Source organism: Pseudomonas sp. B26(2017), assembly GCF_002113045.1.
GTDB lineage: Bacteria > Pseudomonadota > Gammaproteobacteria > Pseudomonadales > Pseudomonadaceae > Aquipseudomonas.
This window is the reverse complement of record NZ_NEJJ01000004.1, coordinates 261,515-285,636: the sequence shown is the minus strand read 5'-3', so window position 1 is coordinate 285,636 and position 24,122 is coordinate 261,515. Positions and strand designations below refer to the sequence as shown.

The following is a 24,122-nucleotide window of genomic DNA, read 5'->3' as shown; positions in this document are numbered from 1 at the left end:
TCCCACGCTCCGCGCGGGAATGCCTCAAGGGACGCTCCGCGTTCCAGCTCTCGAATGGGACGCAGAGCGTCCCGGGCTGCATTCCAACGCAGAGCGTGGGAACGATCAGGCGATGCAGGTCATCACGCGGTAACGGCCTGACTCTGCGGCTCAACCACTGCCACCAGCCCTTCCTTCATCCGCTTCGCATCCCGCACAAAACACCGCGACGCGAGGAACAGGAACACCATGGTCAGGAACAGCGCCGCCGGAATCAGGTACATCGCGTCATGCAGGCCGACAGCCTTGAACGCTTCGGTCATCTGCTCGGCACCCGCCGAGACCATCGCCGACTTGGCGAAGTGATCCGACAAACCGCCCACCACTACCGGCCCCAGGCCGCCGCCGAGCAGATACAACCCGGCGAAGAACAGCGCCATCGCCGTAGCCCGCAGGCGTGGCTCGACCACGTCCTGAATCGCCGTATAGACGCAGGTATAGAAGTTGTAGGCGAACAGCCAGCCAACGCTGAACACCGCGACAAACACCCCGATCTCGATACGCCCGGCATGCAGCGCCCACGCCGTGCAAAGGGTCGAGATGATCAGGCTGAACGCGGCAAACAGCAGTCGCCCGTTGGCCACCCGCTGGTGAATCTTGTCGGCGATCCAGCCGCCGAGGGTCAACCCGACAAGCCCGGTCACACCGACGATCACGCCGGTCGCCACCGCCGCTTCCTGCAACGGCATCAGGAAATAACGCTGGAGCATCGGCACCAGGAACGAGTTGCAGGCGTAGGTCGCGAAGTTGAAGCACAACCCGGCCATCACCAGCCACAGGAAGGTCGGCACGGCGAGAACGCGGCGGATCGGCTTGTCGACTTTCTCCTGGGACACCTGCACGGTTTCCGCCGCGCCGCGCTTGGGTTCCTTGATGAAGAACATGAACACCGCCAGCACCAACCCTGGCACGGCGGCAATAAAGAACGGCGCGCGCCAGCTGTCGAACGCCTTGACCATCCAGCCGATGGTGAAGAAAGCCAGCAGCAGCCCCAGCGGCAGGCCGAGCATGAAAATGCCCATGGCCCGAGCGCGGCGATGGGCCGGGAACAGGTCGCCGATCAGTGAGTTGGCGGCGGGTGCGTAACTCGCTTCCCCGATGCCGATCCCCATGCGCACCAGCAGGAAACTCCAGAAACTGCCGACCAGACCGTTAACGGCAGTCAGCGCGCTCCAGGTCGCCAGGCCCCAGCCCATCAGTTTGCTGCGCGAACCGGTGTCGGCCAGGCGCCCCAGTGGTAATCCGGCAATCGCGTAGACCAGCGTGAACGCGGTGCCGACGATCCCGAGCTGGAAGTCGCTGAGGTGCCATTCCATGCGGATCGGTTCGATGATGATCGCCGGAATGGTGCGGTCGAAGAAATTGAACAGGTTGGCGAGGAACAGCAGGAACAGAATGCGCCAGGCATTCGCCGCTTGGGTCGAGTTCTGCATGGGTCCGTCTCTTTATTGTTATTGGGGCTTCACTGCCAACGCATCCGAGCCCGGAACCTGCAATCTAGTCACGCTCGTCGGGGCTGTCTGTCATCATTCGTCAGCCTGATGACAAGCCATGGCCGTGTAACGAAACGTAAGCCCTTGAAATGCTTCGAATCCCCCTGAAACCGGGGGGTTTGCGGAAAAATCCGGCAATGAAAAAATACTTTCGCGCCCCCCTTCCCAACGCCGTGGCAAAGCCTAGAATGGCCGCCGGATCCGTCCGGATCCTGCCGATCAATCCCTTTGATACCCCCGCCCATGTCCGAAGCCAGTCCGTGTCTGAATTGCGGTGCCTGCTGTTCCCATTTTCGTGTTTCTTTTTTCTGGGGTGAATGCGCATCCTCCGGCGGGACAGTCCCCGATGAACTGGTCACTCAGATCACGCCCAGCCGGGTCGCGATGATCGGCACCGACCGCAAGGCGCCGCGCTGCACCGCGCTGGAAGGCGAAGTCGGAAAGTCAGTGGCCTGCACGATCTACGACAAGCGTTCCAGCCCCTGCCGCGAGTTCGAAGCATCGTGGGAAAACGGCGCGCAGAACATCGACTGTGACAAGGCACGTGCCCGTTTCGGCCTGCCGCCACTGCAACCGCACTGGAACGAAGTCGCCTGAACTCCGGCATCCGGGCACTTAGCGCCAATCGCTATGACGCTAATGCCGAAATCATTAGCGCCAATGTGCCACTATCGCTTGCACGGCAAAAACCGCCTCTATACTCCAGACATTCGCCTGCGTTGATGACGCAGTAAGGACGCACTCAGAGACGGGGCATGCTATGGAGTGGCTTGGTTTGCAATTTGTTGCCGAGCAGCCGGAGAGCGGGCAGGTCATCCTCAATTGCACACACAATCCCCTGTTGGTGCTGGTGGCCTACCTGGTCGCCTGCGCCGCGAGTTTCGCCACCCTCGACATGGCCGAACGGGTCGCCCACGCTGAAGAACCCGGTTCGCAGCGACTGTGGCGCTGGATCGGCGCAACCTGCCTGGCCGGCGGCATCTGGGCCATGCATTTCATCAGCATGCTGGCGTTCCAGGCGCCGATCGACATTCAGTACGATCTGCCCGTGACCCTGTTTTCGCTGTTAATTGCGTTACTCGCATCCTGGCTGGCGATGCACACCCTGAGCACGCCCCAACCAAGCCTGCTGGAATACCTCAAGACCGCCATCGTCATCGGCCTTGGCATCGCCAGCATGCACTACGTCGGCATGGCGGCCATCGAATCCGCCGCCACGACTTACTACCAACCCACTCTGTTCATCTCATCGATCGTGATCGCCATTGGCGCCAGCTTCGCCGCGCTGTGGGTGGCCGGTCATCTGCGCGAAGGCAACGGCCTGCACATCCAGATGCTCAAATACGTGGCGGCGTTGATTCTCGGTGCGGGCATCCTCAGCATGCACCTCACCGGCATGGCCGCACTGCAACTGGTGCTGCCCGAGGGGCAATTGCCGACTCAGGCGTCGCAAACCAGTCACTTGCAGTTGGGCCTCACCGTCGCGTTGATCACATTGCTGATCCTCGGCAGCGCCATCAGCGCCGCATTGGCCGACAAGAAGCTGCAGAACAAGGAACACGACCTGCGCCGGGTCAACGCCCTCCTCAGCCAGCTCGATCAGGCACGCATGTCGCTGCAGCACGTGGCCAACTACGACGCCCTGACCAACCTGATCAACCGGCGTGGTTTCAATCAGATCTTCGCGGAAAAGCTCAGCCAGAAATCCAGCGAAGGCGGCATGCTGGCCGTGATGTTTCTCGACATCGACCACTTCAAACGCATCAACGACAGCCTCGGCCATGACGCCGGCGATCAACTGCTCAAGGTTATCGCCCAGCACATCAAGGGCTCGGTCCGTAGCCATGAAGACGTGGTGGCGCGGTTTGGCGGCGACGAGTTCTGCATCCTGATCGGCCTGCGCGACCGCGAAGAAGCGCGCAATCTGGCCCAGCGCATCATGCTCAAGATGAAAGAGCCGATCGAGCTGGCCGGACGGCGCATGGTGATGACGACCAGCATCGGCATCAGCCTGTTTCCCGAAGACGGCACGACCTGCGATGAACTGCTCAAGCACGCAGATCTTGCGCTGTACCAGTCCAAGGGCGCCGGGCGCAACGGCGTGCACTTCTTCGATTCCAACCTGAAAAACCGCGCCAGCCTCGAGTTGCAACTGGAGGAAGAACTGCGCCATGCGCTGCGTGAAGAGAACGGCCTGCTGCTGTATTACCAGCCGATCTTCGAACTCAAGACCGGCAAAGTCACCAAGCTCGAAGCGCTGATCCGCTGGCAGCATCCGGTGCACGGCCTGCTCACCCCAGATCGCTTCATTGCCATCGCCGAAAACAACGGCCTGATCGCCGAGCTCGACAACTGGGTCCTGCGCAAGGCCTGTGAAGACCTCGGCGAGTTGTCGCGCCATGGTTGCGAAGACTTGAAGATCGCCTGGAACTGCTCACCGCTGAATCTGGCCCGGGAAGAACTGGCCAATGAAATCGAGCATGCCTTGCGCAGCGCCGGCGTCGCCCCGGAACGGCTGGAACTGGAAGTCACCGAAAACGCCTTGATGGGCAACATCGCCAACACCCTGGTGCTGTTGCGGCAGATCCGCGCCCTCGGCGTGTCACTGTCGATCGACGACTTCGGCACCGGCTATTCGTCGCTGGCCTACCTCAAGCGCCTGCCGCTCAACACCTTGAAGGTTGATCGCTCGTTCATCCTCGACATTCCCAAGGCCACCGCCGACATGGAGATCGTCCAGGCGATCATCGTCATGGCGCACACCCTGCATTTACAGGTGGTCACCGAAGGCGTCGAGAGCCTGGAGCAATACGAGTTCCTCGAGCGCTCGGGCTGCGACTTCATTCAGGGTTACCTGCTCAGCCGCCCGGTGCCACTGGCGGAACTGCGCCCGGTGCTGGAGGAAATCAACCAGCGCAAACACGCGCACACGGTCAATCCGCTGAGTCTGGCGCGCGGTACATTTGCACCAGTGTCGCTGGATCCTTCTGCAAAAAACCTTGTGCCCCATGCAGGCGCATCAGTTGTGCGGCCAATCCGCTGATCGGCGTGGCCGAGCCGGTTTCCCGGGAAAACTTCACTGCGGTATCCAGATCCTTGAGCAGCGTGCGCACGTGCCACTTCACCGGCTCGAAACGGCTTTCGGCCATTTGCGGGGCGAGGATCTGCAACGGTCTGGAATCGGCAAAGCCACCGGCCAGCGCCTCGGCGATCAGGCTGGCATCGACCTCGGCCTGTTCGGCCAGCGCCACCACTTCGGCGATCACCAAGGCATTGCAGGCGACGATCATCTGATTGCAGGCCTTGGTCACCTGGCCGGTGCCGACGCCGCCCATGTGCGTGACGCGCTGCCCGAGTTCGAGCAACACCGGGCGTACCCGATCAAGGTCCGCGGCATCACCGCCGACCATGATCGCCAGACTGCCGGCCTCGGCCCCGACCACTCCGCCGGACACCGGCGAATCGAGCCAGGCCATGCCCGTCTTGCCGGCGAGCTCAGCCGCCATTTCTCGGGTGGCCGTCGGTTCGAGGCTGGAAAAGTCCACCAGCAACTGACCGGGTTTCGCCCCTTCGGCCACGCCGGCCGGGCCGAACACCACCTCGCGCACCACCGCCGTGTCCGCCAGGCACAACATCACCACATCAGCCTGTTCACAGAGTTCGGCCGGGGTCGCCACCTGCCGGGCGCCGGCCTCGACCAGCGGCGCGCACTTGGCCGGGTTGCGGTTCCACACGGTCAACGGATAACCGGCGGCCAGCAGACGGTGGCACATCGGCAGGCCCATCAGGCCGATTCCGGCAAACCCCAACGAAGGTCGCGTTGACATCATTTAGCCTCCTTTTGATTAAAGATCGCCGAATAATGGCCGATCCATCATCAATCAGGAAAGGATTCCCCCGCGCGGCACTCAGGCCATCACCCTGACGCACGGGCCAAACACGCGCAGAAAAAAGACGCGAGATTCCCATTCCGTGAGGCTCGACGACAGCGGTCGCCGATCCAACCAGTCCAGGTAAATGGCGCACAATGACTTCTAAAAACAATCCGGCCACTGCGGTATCCGATCTGACTCTGAGCCCTGCGGCGAACAGCCCTGCCCCAATGAAGCCATTGCCACCTTCGCGTCCGCTGGGCACCCAGCAATACCTGTATTTCACCGAAACCAATACCGACCGCATCCTCGACAACCTCGATGGCCTGCGTGACCTGGTGTTCCCGCGCCCGCCGCATCTGGAAGGCGACAACGAACAGCACAACGACCAGGAATTCCCCTCGGTGTGCCTGATCGGCCTCGGTCGCTGCGGCTCCAACATCGCCCTCGACGTGGCGGAGCTGGTGTACAACGCGCGCAAGTTCTACCTCAACGAATTCAACAACGAAGATCGTCCTTCGAGCGAGCGTCGCCTGGCCGACAAAGGCTACAGCCCGGCCCAGTGGATCAAGACCAACCTGCGAATCGGCCCGAACAAGGGCAGCAAACCGGTGTTTCTGGTGGAACCGCTGGTGATGCTCGGCGACCTCGACAAGGACATTGCCGGGCGCATCCGTTTCTCGCGCAAGGGCGAAAAAAGCGGTTTCCTGCGCGATTACAGCAAGATGAAGATCATGGACTTGTCGGAAGTCCACGCCGGTGGCGCCGGTAACGCGCCGATCCTCGGCCAGTATCTGGCGAAGATCATCCTCAACAAGGACACCCAGCGCTTCTCCAGCCCTGACTGGAAAATGATCCACTCGTACCTGATCGACAGCTGCGGGATCAAGGCCAACCAGTCGCGCCTGTATTTCTCGATCTTCAGTGCCGGCGGCGGTACCGGTTCGGGCATGGCCTCGGAATTCGGCCTGGCTCAGCAGCACTCGTACATGAACAAGACGTTCGACACCAAGCCGATGGACGAGCATGACGGCAAGAGCGGTCATTCGTTCGTGTTCGAACCGATCTTCACCAGCGGCATCTGCGTACTGCCGAACATTTCCGACCACCGCAGCGAAATGTCCGAGGCGCTGCACATCAACGCCGGTCGCCTGCTGTGCAAATACCTGTCGGAAGAATGGGATTTCTCGTACAACTTCGCCAACGAAGACAGCAGCGAAGCCAGCGTCATGGGCCGTATCCGCCCATGGAACGCGATGATGCTGATCTCCAACGACATCATGCGTTACGCCGAAGAGAGCGATGACGGCAACATCCAGAACATTGATGTCAATGCGATGGAGAAACACGCCAACCAATATATCTCGCAGCAGATCTTCAACATTCTGACGGCCCAAGCGGTTACGACCGACTACGACCAGAACTATTTCCGTCGCGCCGGCATCGACATCGGCGAGACCATTCGCCTGGATGCCAACGACCTGTTCATGAGCCTGGCCGGCCCGGTGGCGATTGCCTACGCCGAGTCCGTGGTGCCGGAAACGCCGCCGCCGAGCAGCGACAAATTCAAGGTGTTCGATAAAGAGCCGCAGCGCCTGAACATCGACGACCTGTTCTTCCGCTCGATCGACCTGCCGCACTTCAACAAAGTGACCCAGGCCATCGAAGGCATCAGCCTGTTGCCGATCGAGTCCAAGCGCTATCGCGCGTCGCTGGAGCAGTACAAGAATTCCGGCTACGACGCGGCCGCGCTGCACGACCTGCACTTCTTCAAGAACTGCTCGTCGGTGGTCTCGATCGTTTCGCTGCCAAAAGACTACAAGCTGTCGTACATGGACCTGAACCGGTTGAAGACCCACCTCAACAGCCTGTTCCCCAACACCACGCTCAAGCGCTACGCGCTGGTGATAGGCGCCTCGGCCAACCTGTCGCTGACCACCCTGATCGCCAAGAGCCCGTGCCTGTCGGACGACTTCCTGACGCTGATCGTGGCGTTCATCAAGCGTTGCTTCGCCAAGACCCCGTACCGTTTCGATGACACCCTGGACAATTCGATCCTCGATTTCATCATCAGCGAAGCATTCGACGAAGACCGCATCGACGACCTGCTGAACGAGTTCGAGAACCCGGCGAAAATCCTCGATACCAACTGGTATGCGATCAAGCCGATGTATGAGAAGAAGTACCGCGAGCTGATCAACGACAAAGAGAAGTTTGTCTCGATCAACGACATTCGCCTGTCGCGCGATTGCGTGAAGAAGTCGATCAAGTACCTGCGCGAGATCTACCGTCACCGGATCGGCAAGACCAAGGTTATTTCCCTCAATAACCATACTGGCAAGTCTTACTCGGTCTGACGGCAGACCGAGGCGCCTCGATCGCCCCGAAATTCCCTGGAAATTTCAGTCTTTCCAACATCCCGAAACAATTAAGCAGCCGTTAGGCTGCTTACTGAACTGTGCCCGTTACGTTTACGTCACCGTTATGCCACCCACGCTTGTGGCATTTCTCTACGGCAACGTGCCATCACGCTACTCGGCTACACACTTTTTCCCGGCAGTGACACGCACCACAAAAGGGCATCGATTCAGCGCGACGCCCTTTCCTGGATCAGAATCCACGGTCGCACCACAACCGACCACAACTCGGGATCGCGCTCAAGAATGTCTTGCGCCCGCGGCGCAGAGAGCTTGGCGACCTTATCTTCGCCCAGCCAGGCAGCCACTTTCGCGCTCTGATTCGATGCCATTGCCTCTGCCACGGCGATCAAATCCAGCTCGGCGCTGACCCATAACAGGTCACCCTTGGCAAAGAAGGGCTCCAGCTCCTTCCACGTAATAGTTGCGGTTTCACCAAGCAGCTTGGCATAGAGGGTGCTAGGTTCTTGATTCATGGGACTGTCCGGAAAAGAAATCGGCGCGAATGATAACGTCGGTGGTCCGGCAGAAAAACCCGGTTGCAAAAGGCCGTACCGAACGAAAAGAGCAGGAACGCCAGGGAATGCTGATGATTGGGTATAAACCCTCTGAACGCCCCGCCGCAATTCTGTCTTTTTCTTTCATTTAAGCGACACCCTCAGGTTTTGCCCCCTGGCGCCAGCTTCCCAGGCCAACAACCGGCGCTCTACACTGTACCGGTACAGTTGCCGGGGGCTTTTCCGGAGGGTATCGCCCAGATATCTGTCCCGGTTCTGCTGCTACGGCGTCAGGACTCTAAAAAATACAACAGTAAGAGTGGAGCACTATGACTAAGGCTACTAAGCAGATTTCCAAACTGTTTGCCGCTATGGTTCTGGCCGGGGTTGCCAGCCATTCGTTCGCGGCTGACACCATCAAGATCGGTATCGCCGGCCCTAAAACCGGTCCAGTAGCCCAGTACGGCGACATGCAGTTCAGTGGCGCGAAAATGGCCATCGAACAGATCAACGCCAAAGGCGGCGTCGACGGCAAGAAGCTCGAAGCCGTTGAATACGATGACGCTTGCGATCCTAAACAAGCGGTAGCGGTTGCGAACAAGGTCGTCAACGACGGCGTCAAGTTCGTGGTCGGTCACCTGTGCTCCAGCTCCACTCAGCCTGCTTCGGATATCTACGAAGACGAAGGCGTGATCATGATCACCCCGGCTGCCACCAGCCCGGACATCACCAACCGTGGTTACAAAATGGTCTTCCGCACCATCGGTCTGGACAGCGCCCAGGGCCCTGCCGCCGGTAACTACATTGCCGATCACGTGAAGCCGAAAATCGTCGGCGTGCTGCACGACAAGCAGCAGTACGGTGAAGGCATCGCCACCGCCGTCAAATCCACCCTCGAGAAGAAAGGCACCAAGGTTGCCGTGTTCGAAGGCGTCAACGCCGGCGACAAGGACTTCTCCGCGATCATCGCCAAACTCAAGCAAGCCAACGTCGACTTCGTCTACTACGGCGGCTACCACCCGGAGCTGGGCCTGATCCTGCGTCAAGCCCAGGAAAAAGGCCTGAAAGCCAAGTTCATGGGTCCGGAAGGCGTGGGTAACGACTCGATCACCCAGATCGCCAAGGACGCGTCCGAAGGCCTGCTGGTGACCCTGCCGAAATCCTTCGACCAGGATCCGGCCAACGTGGCCCTGGCCGATGCATTCAAGGCCAAGAAAGAAGACCCGAGCGGTCCGTTCGTGTTCCCGTCCTACTCGGCAGTTGAAGTGATTGTCGGCGGTATCGCTGCGGCCAAGTCCGAAGACCCTGCCAAAGTGGCTGAAGCCATCCACGCCGGTACTTTCAAGACCCCGACCGGCGATCTGAGCTTCGACGCCAAGGGCGACCTGAAGGACTTCAAATTCGTGGTTTACGAGTGGCACAACGGCAAACCTAAAACCGAAGTGTCGCCTCAGTAAGGCGCTGCCTGACTGACTGCCAATAAAGCCCACGGCGTGCCGTGGGCTTTGTTTTACGAATGTATTGGGCCGCGCTGGCGTGATCCGCCAGTCTCCCCACCTGAAAATCTCAAAACCGTCATCAGCGGTTCGCTGGCAAAACCCGGATTCGAAGTGGATAAAGATCCACGGGACCGGGCGGGAAAATGACTCCACCAGTGAAATGCGTATCAGGTTTTTAGGAGCGCTGTAATGCCTGACATCTATCACTTCTTCCAACAGCTGGTTAACGGCTTGAACGTTGGCAGCATGTATGCCCTGATCGCCATCGGCTACACGATGGTCTACGGCATCATTGGAATGATCAACTTCGCCCACGGCGAGGTGTACATGATCGGTTCCTACGTGGCGTTCATCGCCATCGCCGGGCTGACCATGATGGGACTCGAAAGCGTCCCGCTGTTGATGACCGTGGCTTTCATCGCCAGCATCGTCGTCACCAGCTCCTACGGTTACAGCATCGAACGCATTGCCTACCGCCCGTTGCGCGGCAGCAACCGTCTGATCCCGCTGATTTCCGCGATCGGTATGTCGATCTTCCTGCAGAACACGGTTCTGCTGGCGCAAGACTCCAAGGACAAAGCTATCCCCAACCTGATTCCTGGCAATTTTGCCTTCGGCCCAGGTGGCGCACATGAAGTGCTGATTTCCTACATGCAAATCGTGGTGTTCGTGGTGACCCTGATCGCCATGCTCGGCCTCACGCTGTTCATCTCCCGCTCTCGCCTGGGCCGCGCCTGCCGCGCCTGCGCCGAAGACATCAAGATGGCCAACCTGCTGGGCATCAACACCAACAACATCATCGCCCTGACCTTCGTCATCGGTGCTGCGCTGGCGGCCGTCGCGGCCGTGCTGCTGAGCATGCAATACGGCGTGATCAACCCGAACGCCGGTTTCCTCGTCGGCCTCAAGGCCTTCACCGCTGCGGTACTGGGCGGGATCGGCAGCATCCCCGGCGCCATGCTCGGCGGGCTGGTGCTCGGGGTGGCGGAAGCCTTTGGTGCCGATATCTTCGGCGACCAGTACAAGGACGTCGTGGCTTTCGGCTTGTTGGTTCTGGTGCTGTTGTTCCGTCCGACCGGCATTCTGGGCCGTCCGGAGGTTGAGAAAGTATGAACAGGAATCTTAAACAGGCGCTGTTCAGCGCCTTGCTGGTCTGGGCCGTGGCCTATCCGGTACTGGGACTGAAACTGACCATCGTCGGCATCAACCTGGAAGTGCACAACACCAGCCCGGCCATTCTGGCGACCATCGCCATCTGCTCGGTGCTGATGTTCCTGCGGGTGCTGTTCAACCAGCAGATCAGCAAGGCGTGGCGTTCGTCGCCTGGCATGCCGCTGATCCCGGCCAAGGCCAGCAACTTCCTGACCCTGCCGACCACCCAGCGCTACTTCATCATCGCGCTGATCATCGGTGCGCTGGTGTGGCCGTTCTTTGGCTCCCGTGGCGCGGTGGACATCGCGACGCTGATCCTGATCTACGTGATGCTCGGCCTGGGCCTGAACATCGTGGTCGGTCTGGCCGGTCTGCTCGACCTGGGTTACGTCGGCTTCTACGCCGTCGGCGCCTACAGCTACGCGCTGCTGTCGCACTACTACGGCCTGAGCTTCTGGATCTGCCTGCCGATTGCCGGCCTGATGGCGGCGACGTTCGGCTTCCTGCTCGGTTTCCCGGTATTGCGTCTGCGCGGCGACTATCTGGCGATCGTGACCCTGGGTTTCGGGGAAATCATCCGCCTGTTCCTGCGTAACCTGACCGACATCACCGGCGGCCCGAACGGCATCAGCAACATCGAGAAACCGACGTTCTTCGGCCTGACCTTCGAACGCAAGGCCGCGGAAGGCCTGCAAACCTTCCACGAGTACTTCGGCCTGGAATACAACTCGATCAACAAGGTGATCTTCCTCTACCTGGTTGCCCTGCTGCTGGCGCTGGCGGCGCTGTTCATCATCAACCGCCTGCTGCGCATGCCGATCGGCCGTGCGTGGGAAGCACTGCGTGAAGATGAGATTGCCTGCCGTGCGCTGGGTCTCAACCCGACCGTGATCAAGCTGTCGGCGTTCACCCTGGGCGCGAGCTTCGCCGGTTTTGCCGGCAGCTTCTTCGCCGCCCGTCAGGGTCTGGTGACGCCGGAATCGTTCACCTTCATCGAGTCGGCGATCATCCTCGCCATCGTGGTGCTGGGTGGCATGGGCTCGCAGCTGGGCGTGATTCTCGCGGCTGTGGTGATGATCCTGCTGCCGGAAATGATGCGTGAGTTCAGTGAGTACCGCATGTTGATGTTCGGCGCCCTGATGGTGCTGATGATGATCTGGCGACCTCAAGGTCTGCTGCCCATGCAACGTCCTCACATGGAGCTGCGCAAATGAGCCGCGAGATCCTGAAAGTCGAAAATCTGAGCATGCGCTTCGGCGGCCTGCTGGCGGTCAACGGCGTGGCCCTGACCGTGAAGGAAAAACAGGTGGTGGCACTGATCGGGCCGAACGGCGCCGGCAAGACCACCGTGTTCAACTGCCTGACCGGTTTCTACCAGCCGTCGGGCGGCAGCATCCTGCTGGACGGCGAGCCGATCCAGGGCCTGCCGGGCCACAAGATCGCCCTCAAAGGCGTGGTGCGCACGTTCCAGAACGTGCGGTTGTTCAAGGACATGACGGCGGTCGAGAACCTGTTGATCGCCCAGCACCGTCATCTGAACACCAACTTCCTGTCCGGCCTGTTCAAGACCCCGGCGTTTCGCAAGAGCGAGCGCGAGGCCATGGAGTTCGCCGAGTACTGGCTGGAAAAGGTCAACCTGAAAGAGTTCGCCAACCGCCCCGCCGGCACCCTGGCCTACGGTCAGCAGCGTCGCCTGGAAATCGCCCGCTGCATGATGACCCGTCCGCGGATTCTCATGCTCGACGAACCGGCCGCCGGCCTGAACCCGAAGGAAACCGAAGACCTCAAGGCGCTGATCAGCGTGCTGCGTGAAGAGCACAATGTGACCGTGCTGCTGATCGAACACGACATGAAACTGGTCATGAGCATTTCCGACCACATCGTCGTGATCAACCAGGGCACGCCTCTGGCCGACGGCACGCCGGAACAGATCCGCGACAATCCTGAAGTGATCAAAGCCTACCTGGGGGAAGCGTAAATGCTGCAGTTCGAAAACGTTTCCACCTTCTACGGCAAGATCCAGGCCCTGCACAGCGTCAACGTCGAAGTCCGCCAGGGCGAGATCGTGACCCTGATCGGCGCCAACGGTGCCGGCAAGTCCACGCTGCTGATGACGCTGTGCGGTTCGCCGCAGGCCCACAGTGGCAGCATCCGCTACATGGGTGAGGAACTGGTCGGCCAGGACTCGTCGCAGATCATGCGCAAAAGCATCGCCGTGGTGCCGGAAGGCCGTCGGGTGTTTGCCCGCCTGACTGTCGAAGAAAACCTGTCCATGGGCGGATTCTTCACCGACAAGGGCGACTATCAGGAACAGATGGACAAGGTTCTCGGACTTTTCCCACGCCTGAAAGAACGCTTCAACCAGCGTGGCGGCACCATGTCCGGCGGCGAACAGCAAATGCTCGCCATCGGCCGCGCGCTGATGAGCAAGCCGAAACTGCTCCTGCTCGACGAGCCGTCGCTGGGCCTGGCACCGATCATCATCCAGCAGATCTTCGACATCATCGAACAGCTGCGCAAGGACGGTGTGACGGTGTTCCTGGTCGAGCAGAACGCCAACCAGGCGCTGAAAATCGCTGACCGCGCCTACGTGCTGGAGAACGGCCGGGTGGTCATGCAAGGCACCGGTGAAGCGCTGCTGACCGACCCGAAAGTACGCGAGGCGTACCTCGGCGGTTGATGGATCGCAGCAAACAGAAAACGGCCTTCGGGCCGTTTTCTGTTTGTGCCGGAAAAAAACTTTTACCGATCGCTGTAACGCATCGCCAAGTCGTTTCTCTAGTGGGGCAAGCAAGCGCATTCGCTTGTTCAACCCAAGTAAAAGACCGGAGAAACATCATGACTGCTACCACCCGCACCCTGTCCGCCACCGCCCTGGTTCTGGCCCTCGGTTCTGCCCTGAGCATGGCCGCCGTTTCGACCGCTCAGGCCGCCGACAACAGCAACATGGAAAAATGCTTCGGCGTGGCCATGAAAGGTCATAACGACTGCGCCGCCGGCGCCGGCACCACCTGCGCAGGCACAGCGAAAATGGATTACCAGGCCAACGCCTGGAAATTCGTACCGAAAGGCACCTGCACCACCACCGAAAGCAAGACCTCGCCGACCGGTTTCGGCCAGATGGAAGCCTTCAAGGCCAAGTCCTGATCCACGGCCTGCCCGAGTGACGAACATGATCACCTCCTGCGACCATGCCTCCCCCCGCACTCGGGCAGCCCTCACCGGGCTCCCGCCCCGCGCCGGGCTGGGGCTCAAGACCGGGCACTTTCGTGAAGTGCTCGGTTCTCTTCCGGACATCGGATTCTTCGAGGTCCACGCCGAAAACTACATGGTGGCCGGCGGCCCGTTCCATCATTTTCTGGGTTTGATCCGCGAGGCGTATCCGCTGTCGCTGCACGGTGTCGGGCTGTCTATCGGTACCGAAGGCGCGCTGGATGTCCAGCACCTCAAACGCCTGGCGGCACTGATCGAGCGCTATCAACCCCAATCCTTTTCCGAACACCTGGCCTGGTCCAGCCATGGCCCGGTGTTTCTCAATGATTTGCTTCCTCTGGCGTACGACACACCGACGCTGAACCGCGTCTGTGACCACATCGATCAGGTGCAGAACATCCTCAAACGCCCGATGCTCCTGGAAAACCCGGCAACCTATCTGGCGTTCGAGCGCTCGACCATCGACGAAGCGGATTTCATCCGTGAAGTCGTCCGGCGCAGTGGCTGCGGCCTGTTACTGGACGTGAACAACGTCTACGTCTCGTGCATCAACCATCAACGTGATCCCTTGGCCTATCTCGACGCACTACCTCTGCGCGCAGTGGGCGAGATTCATCTGGCGGGGTTTGCTGAAGACTCCGACAGCCTCGGTGATCGTTTGCTGATCGACGATCACGGCGCGCCAATCGATCAAGCCGTCTGGTCGTTGTACCGGCAAGCGCTGGAACGCGTCGGCCCGGTGGCGACGCTGATCGAACGGGACAATCAGGTGCCGGCCTTTAACGTGCTGTTGGCAGAAGCGCAGCAGGCCGATGCGCTGTTGCTGGGTGCGGGAGCTCGGCCATGAGCACTCAAACCGCGTTCAGCGCCGCGTTGCTCGATACCGGGCTGCGCTGCCCCGACGGTTTGTGCAGCGCCAACGGCGCCGATCCTGCCAGCCGTTTCGCGGTCTACCGCAACAACGTGCAGGGTTCGCTGATCAACGCACTGGCCGACAGCTATCCCGTGGTGATGCAGTTGGTGGGTGACGAATTCTTCCAGGCCATGGCCGGCGTTTTCGTGCAAAGCCATCTGCCACACAGTCCGTTGATGAGCGACTACGGCATAGAGCTGGCGGACTTCATCAGCAGATTCGAACCTGCCGCGAGCGTCCCCTATCTGGCCGACGTCGCGCGGCTGGAACGCTTGCGCACGCTGGCTTATCACGCGGCCGATGCTTTGCCTTTGAGTCAGGAGCGGATCGCCGCCGTGTTTGCAGATGCCGATGCGCTGAATGAACTGCGCATCGGCCTGCACCCTTCGCTGCATCTGCTCGATTCAAGCTTCGCCGTAGTGAACATCTGGGCCGCGCATCAGCACGACGCCACACTGGCCGGGATCGATCCTCTTCACGCCCAACACGCGTTGATTCTGCGCAACGGACTGGAGGTCGAGGTGTTCGCCGTGGATCGCGGCGCCGGCCAGTTCATTCGCCACCTCAAGGCCGGCCTGTCACTCACGCAGGCGCTGGAGTCCGCCGAAGCCTTCGACCTCAGCCAGACCCTCGCCCTGCTGATCAACCGCCAAGTCATCACTCATTTCTATCCAAAGGTGTCGTCATGAACAGTCTCGTTGCGCGCGCCATCGCGCTGCTGGAAAAAATCCCACACAGCCTGATCGCCTTCATCGCGCGTTTTTCCATCGCGGCGGTGTTCTGGAAATCCGGACAGACCAAGGTCGAGGGCCTGGCCATCGACCTGATCGACGGAACATTCCAGATTGGCTGGCCGCATCTGGCGGACTCGACGATTCCGCTGTTCCAGAGCGAATACCACGTGCCGTTGCTGTCGCCGGACATCGCCGCGCACATGGCGGCGTTTGCCGAGCACTTCTTCCCGATGCTGATCCTGATCGGCTTCGCCACACGGTTTTCAGCGCTGGCCTTGCTGGGCATGACGCTGGTCATCGAGCTATTCGTCTACCCCGACGCCTACCCGACTCACGGCACCTGGGCAGCGGTTCTCCTGTACCTGATGGCCACCGGGCCGGGCAAAGTGTCGATCGATCACTTGATCGCCAGGCACTACAACCGGTCCAGCGCTTCGCCGCTGAGTTTGAACCAGCCGATCAGGTAATCCGCCAGCACCTGAGTACGTTTCGGTAATCCCCCCTGATAAGGGTGCACCAGGTACATCGGCATGCGACGGGTCTGAAAATCGCGAAGGAGCCAGCGCAATCGGCCGTCAGCCAATTCCGCCTGCAACAGATAGGACGGCAGGCGAGCGATCCCGGCGCCGGCCAATGCGGCTTTCTTCAACAGGTTGTAGTGATTGCTGGCGAACGGTCCCGACACCCGCACCCGCAGCAGTTCGTGTTGCTGGTGATAAAGCCATTCCTCGCGACCGCTGTAATGACTGTTGAGCAGGCAACGGTGTTCGGCCAGTGCCTGCGGCGTCAGTGGTTCACCAAAACGTTCCAGATAGGCGGGGCTGGCGCAGGTCATTTCCTGCCAGGCCAGCAGCGGCCTGGCCACCAGTCGCTCGTCATTGGCGACCTCGGTGCGAATCGCCAGATCGAAGCCGTCGCGGGACAGGTCGCGGTAGCTGTTGTTCAGCTCCAGTTCGATCTGCACTTCGGGGTATTTCTGCGAGAAGTCCAACAGCAGACCGTCGAAGAACGTTTCTCCCAGCGACACCGGAACCGTCATACGCACCGGGCCAGCCATGTCGTCCTTCAATCGTGCCAATGCCTGACGCGCTCGCTCTACCTGGACTACAAGCGCCTGTGCCTGTGGCAACAACGCCGCACCGGCCGCGGTCAGGCTCAGCCGACGCGTCGTACGTTGCAGCAACACCACGGAAAAACGCGCCTCCAGCTGACTGATACGCTTGGACAGCTGCCCCTTGCTGCACCCCAATTGCTGCGCCGCCAGGGTAAAACTGCCGGCCTCGATCAACACCGCGAACGCCGCCAGATCATCCATCTCGCTCATGGATTGTTTCCATTTGAAAACCAAAGGTTGCCCATTAGTGCGCTTATCCGCAGAAAAAACCACTCTAGACTGAAACCTCGTTCAATCACTTGAGGCAATCACGATGAAAATTCTGTTGATCGGCGCCGGCGGCACCATCGGTTCGGCGGTGGACAAAGAGCTGTCGCAGCGTCATGAAGTCATTCGTATCGGCCGCAACAGCGGCGATTTCCAGGTGGATATCAGCGACAGCGCATCGATTCGCAAATTGTTCGAACAGACCGGCAAGTTCGACGCGCTGGTGTGTGCCGCCGGCAACGTAACCTTCGCCCCGCTGGGTGAAATGACCGAAGACAGCTTCGCCCTCGGCCTGAAAGACAAGTTGATGGGCCAGGTCAATCTGCTGTTGATCGGCCGCGAATTCGCCAACGACGGCGCATCCTTCACCTTCACCACCGGCGTGCTCAGCCACGATCCGATCCGCAGCGGCGCGTCGGCGGCACTGGTCAACGGCGCGCTCGACAGTTTCGTCCGCGCAGCGGCCATCGAGCTGCCACGCGGTCTGCGCGTCAACTCGATCAGCCCGACCGTGCTGGTGGAAGCCATGGGCAATTACGCCCCGTACTTCCGTGGCTACAAGCCGGTTCCTGCGGCGGATGTGGCATTGGCCTACGCCAAAAGTGTCGAAGGCTTGCAGACAGGTCAGACATTTCACGTGGGCTAAACCCTTGTGATGAACGGTCAGCCTGCGTAACGTGGCGACACTTGTCTGGAGAGCCAAAGATGCGTGTTGCCCGTTCCCTGATCGTTGTTGCCCTGCTCCCGTTGTTTGCCGCGTGCCAGTTGTTCGATGGTGCGCGGGAAAGTGCCTCCCACGTCGGCCAGACGCGGATGCAGGGACAACTGACCGCTGCCGACGGCAAACTGGTGTTCCAGGCGTGCGGCGAGCAGCGCCAGTACGTGGTCAATGACATCGGCGGCACCAGCATCCTGCAAGAGGCCGCCACCTTGGCCGATCAACAGGGCAAGTTGTTCGCAGACGTGCGCGGAAAGATCGCCGGCGACCGCCTCGACCTGACGCAGCTCTATCGCGTCGAACGTTCCGGCACTGCCTGTGACGACCCCAACTTCAAACAGCTGATCCTGCGCGCCGCCGGCCATGGTCCGGAATGGAACGTCAAGGTCAGCGGCAAGGGCCTGGTCATCGACCGCGAAGGCCAGCCACCACTCGCCGTGCCCTACGTCGAAGAGCAACTGGGCGACGGTCGTTTCAACCTCAGCAGCGAAGCCAACAACCAGCGCATCGAGTTGTGGGTAGCGCCGCAGCGCTGCGTCGACAGCAACACCGGCAGCGTGCAGCACATGAGCGCCGAGTTGCGTATCGACGGCATGGTACAGCGCGGTTGCGGGTATTTCGGCGGTTCACGTAACGACTGATCGTTTTACCCTCACGAGATCCGGCCGTTGCGGCTTATAATCGCCGCCTTCAAACGCCCTGGCGCAGTTGTGCGCCCCGCGAACCGGATCCTGTCATGTTACGAATCACCGAACTCAAGCTGCCGATCGACCATCCCGACGAAGACCTGCGCGCTGCCATCGTGCAACGCCTGGGCATCGCCAGCGATGACCTGCTCGATTTCACCTTGTTCAAGCGCAGCTACGATGCGCGCAAAAAGTCCTCCGAACTGTGCTTCATCTACACCATCGACCTCGAAGTGCGCGACGAGGCCAAAGTGCTGGGCAAGTTCGCCGACGACCGTAACGTCAACATGGCGCCGGATGTCAGCTACAAATTCGTCGGCCAGGCGCCAAGCGACCTGAGCCAGCGCCCGATCGTGGTCGGGTTCGGCCCGTGCGGGATCTTCGCCGGCCTGTTGCTGGCGCAGATGGGCTTCAAGCCGATCATCCTCGAGCGCGGCACCGAAGTGCGCCAGCGCACCAAGGACACCTGGGGCCTGTGGCGTAAAAGCGTGCTCAACCCCGAGTCCAACGTGCAGTTCGGCGAAGGCGGCGCGGGCACGTTCTCCGACGGCAAGCTGTACAGCCAGATCAAGGATCCGAAATTCCTCGGCCGCAAGGTTCTGCATGAATTCGTGAAGGCCGGCGCGCCGGAAGAAATTCTTTACGTCAGCAAGCCGCACATCGGTACGTTCCGTCTGACCGGCATGGTCGAGACCATGCGTGAAGAAATCCGCGCTCTGGGCGGTGAAGTACGCTTCCAGGAGCGTGTCACCGACGTGCTGATCGAGGACGGCCAACTGGTCGGCGTCGAACTGGCCAGCGGCGAGATCCTGCATTCGAAACACGTGATTCTGGCGCTGGGCCACAGTGCCCGCGACACTTTCCGCATGCTCCACAGCCGTGGTGTGTTCATGGAAGCCAAGCCGTTCTCGGTGGGTTTCCGCATCGAGCACCCGCAATCGCTGATCGACCGCGCGCGACTGGGCAAATACGCCGGTCACCCGAAACTCGGCGCTGCCGACTACAAACTGGTGCACCACGCCAAAAACGGCCGTTCGGTCTACAGCTTCTGCATGTGCCCGGGCGGCACGGTGGTGGCGGCGACTTCCGAGCCGAACCGCGTAGTCACCAACGGCATGAGCCAGTACTCGCGTAACGAGCGTAACGCCAACTCCGGCATCGTTGTCGGCATCACCCCGGAAGTCGATTATCCGGGCGGCCCGCTGGCCGGGATCGAGTTGCAGGAACGTCTGGAATCCCACGCTTTCATCCTCGGCGGCAGCGACTACAAGGCGCCGGCGCAATTGGTCGGCGACTTCATCAATGGCATTCCTTCGACCGAGTTGGGCGAAGTCGAGCCGTCATACAAACCGGGCGTCGCTCTGGGCGATCTGGCCCTGGCGCTGCCGGAATTTGCCATCGAAGCCATTCGTGAAGCATTGCCGGCGTTCGAGAAACAGATTCGCGGTTATTCACTGCACGATGCGGTGCTGACGGGAATCGAGACCCGCACCTCGTCACCGCTGCGCATCACGCGTAACGAGGCGCTGCAGAGCATGAACGTCAAAGGTCTGTTCCCGGCCGGCGAAGGCGCGGGTTATGCGGGCGGGATTCTGTCGGCGGGTGTGGACGGGATTCGGATTGCGGAAGCCGTGGCACGAGACATCCTGGGCCTCGAAGCCTGATAAACAAGCTTTGAAGTGACACAACCCCTGTGGGAGCGAGCTTGCTCCCAGAGGGGTATTCGGCGTCAGATATTGGCGCGTAATACGCTGGCCGGCAGCGCCTCACCCCGTTCGGCACTCGCCGCCACGACCGCTATCAATCCCTCCAGCTCATAACCCTGCGCCTTGAGCCACGCCTGATCGTAGTAGGTGTCCGCATAGCGCTCGCCGCCATCGCACAGGATCGCCACGATCGACCCCGACTCCCCCGCCGCTTTCATCTGCTGCGCCGCCATCAACGCACCGATCAGGTTGGTCCCGCTCGACCCGCCCACATGCCGGCCCAGACGCTGCGCCAGGTAATGCATGGCCGCCAGCGACAAGGCGTCCGGCACCTTGACCATCGCGTCGATCACCTTCGGCAGGAACGACGCTTCTACCCGTGGCCGGCCGATACCTTCGATCCGCGAACCGTGATCCAGCCGCAAACTCGCGTCGCCGGTCTGGTAGTAGTCGAAGAACACCGAACGCTCGGCGTCGGCGCAGAGCACACGGGTGCAGTGCTGGCGATAACGCACGTAACGGCCGAGGGTCGCGGTGGTGCCGCCAGTGCCGGGGCTGGAAATCAACCAGGTGGGGCACGGGTGTTGCTCGTAGCGCATCTGCTGGAAGATCGACTCGGCGATGTTGTTGTTCGCCCGCCAGTCCGTGGCGCGCTCGGCGTAGGTGAACTGGTCGATGAAATGACCGTCGTGCTCGCGGGCCAGGCGTTCGGACTCGGCGTATATCTGCGTCGGGTCTTGCACCAGATGACTCTGGCCACCGTAGAACGCAATCTGCGCGATCTTTTCCCTGGACGTGGTCGCCGGCATCACCGCAATGAACGGCAGGCCGAGCATCCGCGCGAAGTACGCTTCGGAAATCGCCGTCGAACCGCTGGACGCCTCGATCACCGGCGCGCCGGGTTTCAGCCAGCCGTTACACAAGGCGTAGAGAAACAGCGAACGGGCCAGCCGATGCTTGAGGCTACCGGTCGGGTGGCTGGATTCATCCTTGAAGTACAACTCGATGCCCGCAAACCCTGGCAGCGGCAAGGGGATCAAGTGAGTGTCGGCGCTGCGCTGGAAGTCCGCTTCGATGATCCGGATGGCTTCGCGGGCCCACTGTCGGTTGTCGCTCATGGCTGTCGTTCTCATTGAATCGGGCAAAAGTGCCTTCACAGGCTCAGCCCCCAAGCTTAGGAAAAAACCTACAGCACTGACAGATACAGCTGAGCTTCAATACCTTTGGCAACTGCTAGGCTCTGCTGCAGGTCTGGCATACGCCTTGTAACCATATATAACAAAAAAGAATATAAATTTTGTTTTAACAACTAACAGTACGGGTTAGGGTGTGCCACCTTTTGACTTTATCGATGGAGAGCGACCTTGCCTCTGCGTAGCACTTTCACGCGTTTCTTTCAGTTGGAAGCTGCCAGCGGTCTGTTACTGATCGCCGCGGCCATCCTGGCTCTAATCATCAACAACTCGCCGCTGTCGTGGTTGTACAGCGGCCTGCTCGACACTCCGGTGGTGGCGCAGATCGGCGCGTTGAAGATCGCCAAGCCCCTGCTGCTGTGGATCAACGACGGTCTGATGGCGCTGTTCTTCCTGCTGATCGGCCTGGAAGTGAAGCGCGAAGTGCTCGACGGCCAGTTGTCGAAACCGTCGCAGATCGTCCTGCCCGGCGCGGCGGCCATCGGCGGCATGCTGGTGCCGGCGCTGATCTACTGGTTCCTCAACCGTGACAACCCGGCCGCCCTCGACGGCTGGGCCATTCCGACCGCCACCGACATTGCCTTCGCCCTCGGCGTGCTGGCCTTGCTCGGCAAGCGCGTGCCGGTGTCGCTGAAGCTGTTCCTGATGACATTGGCCATCATCGACGACCTCGGCGCCATCGTGATCATTGCGATCTTCTACTCCGGCGAGCTCTCGACCCTGTCGCTGGGCCTCGCTGCCGCGTGCATCGCGGCGCTGGTGGCGATGAACCGGCTCGGGGTGGTCAAGCTCGGGCCATACATGATCATCGGGTTGATCCTCTGGGTCTGCGTGCTCAAGAGCGGTGTTCACGCGACGCTGGCGGGTGTGACCCTGGCTTTCTGCATTCCGCTGCGCACCAGGAATGCCGAGCCTTCGCCACTGCTGACCCTCGAACACGCGCTGCACCCGTGGGTCGCCTACGGCATCCTGCCGCTGTTCGCCTTCGCCAACGCCGGCCTGTCGCTGACCGGCGTGACCGCCGAAAGCTTCACCCACCACGTTCCGATGGGCATCGCCGTCGGCCTGCTGCTGGGCAAGACCATCGGCGTGTTCGGCCTGACCTGGCTCGCCGTCAAATCCGGCATCGCCGCCCTGCCCCAGAACGCCAATTGGGGTCAGGTGCTGGGCGTGGCGATGCTCTGCGGGATCGGCTTCACCATGAGCCTGTTTGTCGGCTCCCTCGCCTTCGTGCCGGGTGCCAGTGAATACGCCGGGATGGACCGGATGGGCATTCTCACCGGTTCGGTGTTCGCGGCATTGATCGGTTATGCGGTGACGTTGGCGGCGAGCAGAAAAAGATCCACTCAAAGCAGTTAACACGATCATTACGGCGCCTCTCGCTGGAAGGCCCAGGATTCAATGAAAGATTCACACACATGATTGGGCTCCAGCCCCCTGCAAACCGTTGGTAAGTGTCCCGTTGGTGCTGCTCGCAGCGCTTAACCTGAGCCTTTCAAGTGTGCTATATCTTCTGTTGACAGCAGCGTTACCCCAGAACGTTTTTTCGGAGTTTTCCATGTCACGCAAAGCAGAAAAGCGCCCAATGACGGACAGTCAGATCGCCGTGCAGGAATCTTATATTCCGGACATTGCCCTGAAAGCGTTCAATAACGCCTACAAAATGGCACTTGCCAATGGGGCTGCGGTGCTTGTCGCCAAAGATGGTCAGTTGTTTGAAGTGACAGAAAAGTCTTCAGTCGCACTGCGTTCGATCGGCACCTATGGAAACCTGAAAAGCGGGACTCGCCTGCACATCAGCAAACTGTCTAAACAGGTCGTTTCTTGAGCACACCGAGGATACGTATATTCGCCGGACCAAATGGATCAGGAAAAAGCACCTTTAATCGGTTGGTTCCTGCGCATCTATTAGGCAATTACATAAACCCGGATGATATAGAGCGTGCAATCAAAGACACTGGATATTTTGATTTCACCACCTATCGCATCGAATCTCACAAAAATGACATTTTCGACTTTTTCCGCAGCCACGCCCTGCTGAAAAAAGCTCCGGAGTCATTGGCAAAATTGGATTCGATTGCGATTGAAGGTGACAGGCTCAGCTTCTCGGATACTCAAATCGACTCATATGTAGCCTCCGCTCTCTCCGACTTCATACGGCGTTCTCTGATCAAAGAGAAAATCAGTTTTACGTTCGAAACTGTAATGTCCTCCTCAGACAAGGTCGATTTGCTCTACGAAGCCCAGAGATCCGGGTATAGGGTTTACGTCTATTACGTTGCAACAGCCGACCCGGAAATCAATGTTGCCAGGGTTGCCTATCGCGTATCGCAGGGTGGTCACAACGTTCCTCCTGAAAAGATACGAAAGCGTTATTGGAGATCTCTGGCGCTTCTATCGGACGCAATCCTCACCTCGAACAGAGCCTATATCTTTGATAACTCCGACGAAGGTAGCGAAGGACTGACACATGTAGCAGAGATTACGGACGGGGAGCTGATTGAAATTAAATCAGACGTACAGCCACCTTGGTTTAAAGAGTTCGTACTCGATAAACTGATCTAGATCACAAGCCTTCGACTTCTCTTAATGTCGGCCCTTATTCACGT

The 24,122-nt window shown here is 60.1% G+C and carries 23 protein-coding genes; 18 read left to right on the top strand and 5 right to left on the bottom strand.

Translation table 11 applies throughout. The features are described from left to right. Window positions 1-122: 122 nt before the first annotated feature. On the bottom strand, window positions 123-1,472 hold the full coding sequence (locus tag CAF79_RS08490; RefSeq protein ID WP_085697443.1) for an MFS transporter: 1,350 nt from the start codon (window positions 1,470-1,472) through the stop codon (window positions 123-125). 303 nt (window positions 1,473-1,775) lie between these two features. Here CAF79_RS08490 and CAF79_RS08485 point away from each other — a divergent pair, with 303 nt between their 5' ends. Next, window positions 1,776-2,129, top strand: coding sequence for a YkgJ family cysteine cluster protein (locus tag CAF79_RS08485; RefSeq protein WP_085697442.1), 354 nt, complete (start codon window positions 1,776-1,778; stop codon window positions 2,127-2,129). A 163-nt stretch (window positions 2,130-2,292) separates the two neighbouring features. After that, window positions 2,293-4,575, top strand: a complete 2,283-nt coding sequence (locus CAF79_RS08480; protein WP_085697441.1) for a bifunctional diguanylate cyclase/phosphodiesterase — start codon at window positions 2,293-2,295, stop codon at window positions 4,573-4,575. Here the strand turns inward: CAF79_RS08480 and CAF79_RS08475 are convergent. Further along, on the bottom strand, window positions 4,466-5,362 hold the full coding sequence (locus CAF79_RS08475) for an NAD(P)-dependent oxidoreductase (RefSeq protein WP_170929709.1): 897 nt from the start codon (window positions 5,360-5,362) through the stop codon (window positions 4,466-4,468). The genes CAF79_RS08480 and CAF79_RS08475 overlap by 110 nt on opposite strands. A gap of 197 nt (window positions 5,363-5,559) precedes the next feature. Here CAF79_RS08475 and CAF79_RS08470 point away from each other — a divergent pair, with 197 nt between their 5' ends. Next, entirely contained in the window at window positions 5,560-7,761 is a 2,202-nt protein-coding gene (locus CAF79_RS08470) for a hypothetical protein (protein ID WP_085697440.1), read from the top strand. A gap of 230 nt (window positions 7,762-7,991) precedes the next feature. On the opposite strand, the gene CAF79_RS08465 is transcribed toward CAF79_RS08470, so the two are convergent. Beyond that, a complete protein-coding gene (locus CAF79_RS08465; protein WP_085697439.1) occupies window positions 7,992-8,297 on the bottom strand; it encodes a DUF2288 domain-containing protein in 306 nt (101 codons plus the stop codon). A 350-nt stretch (window positions 8,298-8,647) separates the two neighbouring features. Here CAF79_RS08465 and CAF79_RS08460 point away from each other — a divergent pair, with 350 nt between their 5' ends. From CAF79_RS08460 to CAF79_RS08415, 9 genes are all read left to right on the top strand, one after another. Then, window positions 8,648-9,775: a branched-chain amino acid ABC transporter substrate-binding protein gene (locus tag CAF79_RS08460; RefSeq protein WP_064382946.1), complete on the top strand. Its 1,128-nt coding sequence runs from the start codon at window positions 8,648-8,650 to the stop codon at window positions 9,773-9,775. A 231-nt stretch (window positions 9,776-10,006) separates the two neighbouring features. Further along, window positions 10,007-10,930 carry a high-affinity branched-chain amino acid ABC transporter permease LivH gene (gene livH, locus CAF79_RS08450; protein ID WP_007959165.1) on the top strand — a complete coding sequence of 308 codons (924 nt, stop codon included), beginning with the start codon at window positions 10,007-10,009 and terminating at the stop codon, window positions 10,928-10,930. Then, window positions 10,927-12,183 (top strand): high-affinity branched-chain amino acid ABC transporter permease LivM, encoded by a 1,257-nt coding sequence (locus CAF79_RS08445; protein WP_085697438.1) that lies wholly within the window; start codon window positions 10,927-10,929, stop codon window positions 12,181-12,183. The genes livH and CAF79_RS08445 overlap by 4 nt, the downstream gene beginning before the upstream one ends. Next, window positions 12,180-12,947: a high-affinity branched-chain amino acid ABC transporter ATP-binding protein LivG gene (gene livG, locus CAF79_RS08440; RefSeq protein ID WP_085697437.1), complete on the top strand. Its 768-nt coding sequence runs from the start codon at window positions 12,180-12,182 to the stop codon at window positions 12,945-12,947. The genes CAF79_RS08445 and livG overlap by 4 nt, the downstream gene beginning before the upstream one ends. Continuing rightward, window positions 12,948-13,649 carry an ABC transporter ATP-binding protein gene (locus CAF79_RS08435; RefSeq protein WP_003222380.1) on the top strand — a complete coding sequence of 234 codons (702 nt, stop codon included), beginning with the start codon at window positions 12,948-12,950 and terminating at the stop codon, window positions 13,647-13,649. Window positions 13,650-13,807: 158 nt separating this feature from the next. Next, complete coding sequence (locus tag CAF79_RS08430) at window positions 13,808-14,116, top strand: DUF2282 domain-containing protein (RefSeq protein WP_085697436.1); 309 nt, start codon at window positions 13,808-13,810, stop codon at window positions 14,114-14,116. 25 nt (window positions 14,117-14,141) lie between these two features. Continuing rightward, window positions 14,142-15,029 (top strand): DUF692 domain-containing protein, encoded by an 888-nt coding sequence (locus CAF79_RS08425; protein ID WP_085697435.1) that lies wholly within the window; start codon window positions 14,142-14,144, stop codon window positions 15,027-15,029. Beyond that, the gene (locus tag CAF79_RS08420; RefSeq protein WP_085697434.1) at window positions 15,026-15,784 is read left to right on the top strand and encodes a DUF2063 domain-containing protein; all 759 of its coding nucleotides are present in this window, start codon (window positions 15,026-15,028) and stop codon (window positions 15,782-15,784) included. Before CAF79_RS08425 ends, CAF79_RS08420 begins: the two co-directional genes overlap by 4 nt. Next, window positions 15,781-16,296 carry a DoxX family protein gene (locus CAF79_RS08415; protein WP_085697433.1) on the top strand — a complete coding sequence of 172 codons (516 nt, stop codon included), beginning with the start codon at window positions 15,781-15,783 and terminating at the stop codon, window positions 16,294-16,296. Before CAF79_RS08420 ends, CAF79_RS08415 begins: the two co-directional genes overlap by 4 nt. Here the strand turns inward: CAF79_RS08415 and CAF79_RS08410 are convergent. Then, entirely contained in the window at window positions 16,245-17,153 is a 909-nt protein-coding gene (locus CAF79_RS08410; RefSeq protein WP_085683276.1) for a LysR family transcriptional regulator, read from the bottom strand. The genes CAF79_RS08415 and CAF79_RS08410 overlap by 52 nt on opposite strands. A gap of 103 nt (window positions 17,154-17,256) precedes the next feature. Between CAF79_RS08410 and CAF79_RS08405 the strand changes: the two genes are divergently transcribed. The 3 genes from CAF79_RS08405 to CAF79_RS08395 all read left to right on the top strand — a co-directional run bounded on the left by CAF79_RS08405 (window position 17,257) and on the right by CAF79_RS08395 (window position 20,278). After that, window positions 17,257-17,856, top strand: a complete 600-nt coding sequence (locus CAF79_RS08405) for a short chain dehydrogenase (protein WP_085697432.1) — start codon at window positions 17,257-17,259, stop codon at window positions 17,854-17,856. Window positions 17,857-17,915: 59 nt separating this feature from the next. After that, window positions 17,916-18,569 (top strand): COG3650 family protein, encoded by a 654-nt coding sequence (locus CAF79_RS08400; RefSeq protein WP_085697431.1) that lies wholly within the window; start codon window positions 17,916-17,918, stop codon window positions 18,567-18,569. Between the two features lie 95 nt (window positions 18,570-18,664). Next, complete coding sequence (locus CAF79_RS08395) at window positions 18,665-20,278, top strand: NAD(P)/FAD-dependent oxidoreductase (protein WP_085697430.1); 1,614 nt, start codon at window positions 18,665-18,667, stop codon at window positions 20,276-20,278. Window positions 20,279-20,343: 65 nt separating this feature from the next. Here the strand turns inward: CAF79_RS08395 and CAF79_RS08390 are convergent, their stop codons facing one another. Next, window positions 20,344-21,438, bottom strand: a complete 1,095-nt coding sequence (locus CAF79_RS08390; RefSeq protein WP_085697429.1) for a PLP-dependent cysteine synthase family protein — start codon at window positions 21,436-21,438, stop codon at window positions 20,344-20,346. Window positions 21,439-21,684: 246 nt separating this feature from the next. Between CAF79_RS08390 and nhaA the strand changes: the two genes are divergently transcribed. The 3 genes from nhaA (at window position 21,685) to CAF79_RS08375 (ending at window position 24,078) form a co-directional block, all read left to right on the top strand. Next, window positions 21,685-22,872: a Na+/H+ antiporter NhaA gene (nhaA, locus tag CAF79_RS08385; RefSeq protein WP_085697428.1), complete on the top strand. Its 1,188-nt coding sequence runs from the start codon at window positions 21,685-21,687 to the stop codon at window positions 22,870-22,872. A gap of 199 nt (window positions 22,873-23,071) precedes the next feature. Then, window positions 23,072-23,341: a hypothetical protein gene (locus tag CAF79_RS08380; protein WP_085697427.1), complete on the top strand. Its 270-nt coding sequence runs from the start codon at window positions 23,072-23,074 to the stop codon at window positions 23,339-23,341. Then, window positions 23,338-24,078, top strand: a complete 741-nt coding sequence (locus CAF79_RS08375; RefSeq protein WP_085697426.1) for a zeta toxin family protein — start codon at window positions 23,338-23,340, stop codon at window positions 24,076-24,078. Before CAF79_RS08380 ends, CAF79_RS08375 begins: the two co-directional genes overlap by 4 nt. Window positions 24,079-24,122: the final 44 nt, after the last annotated feature.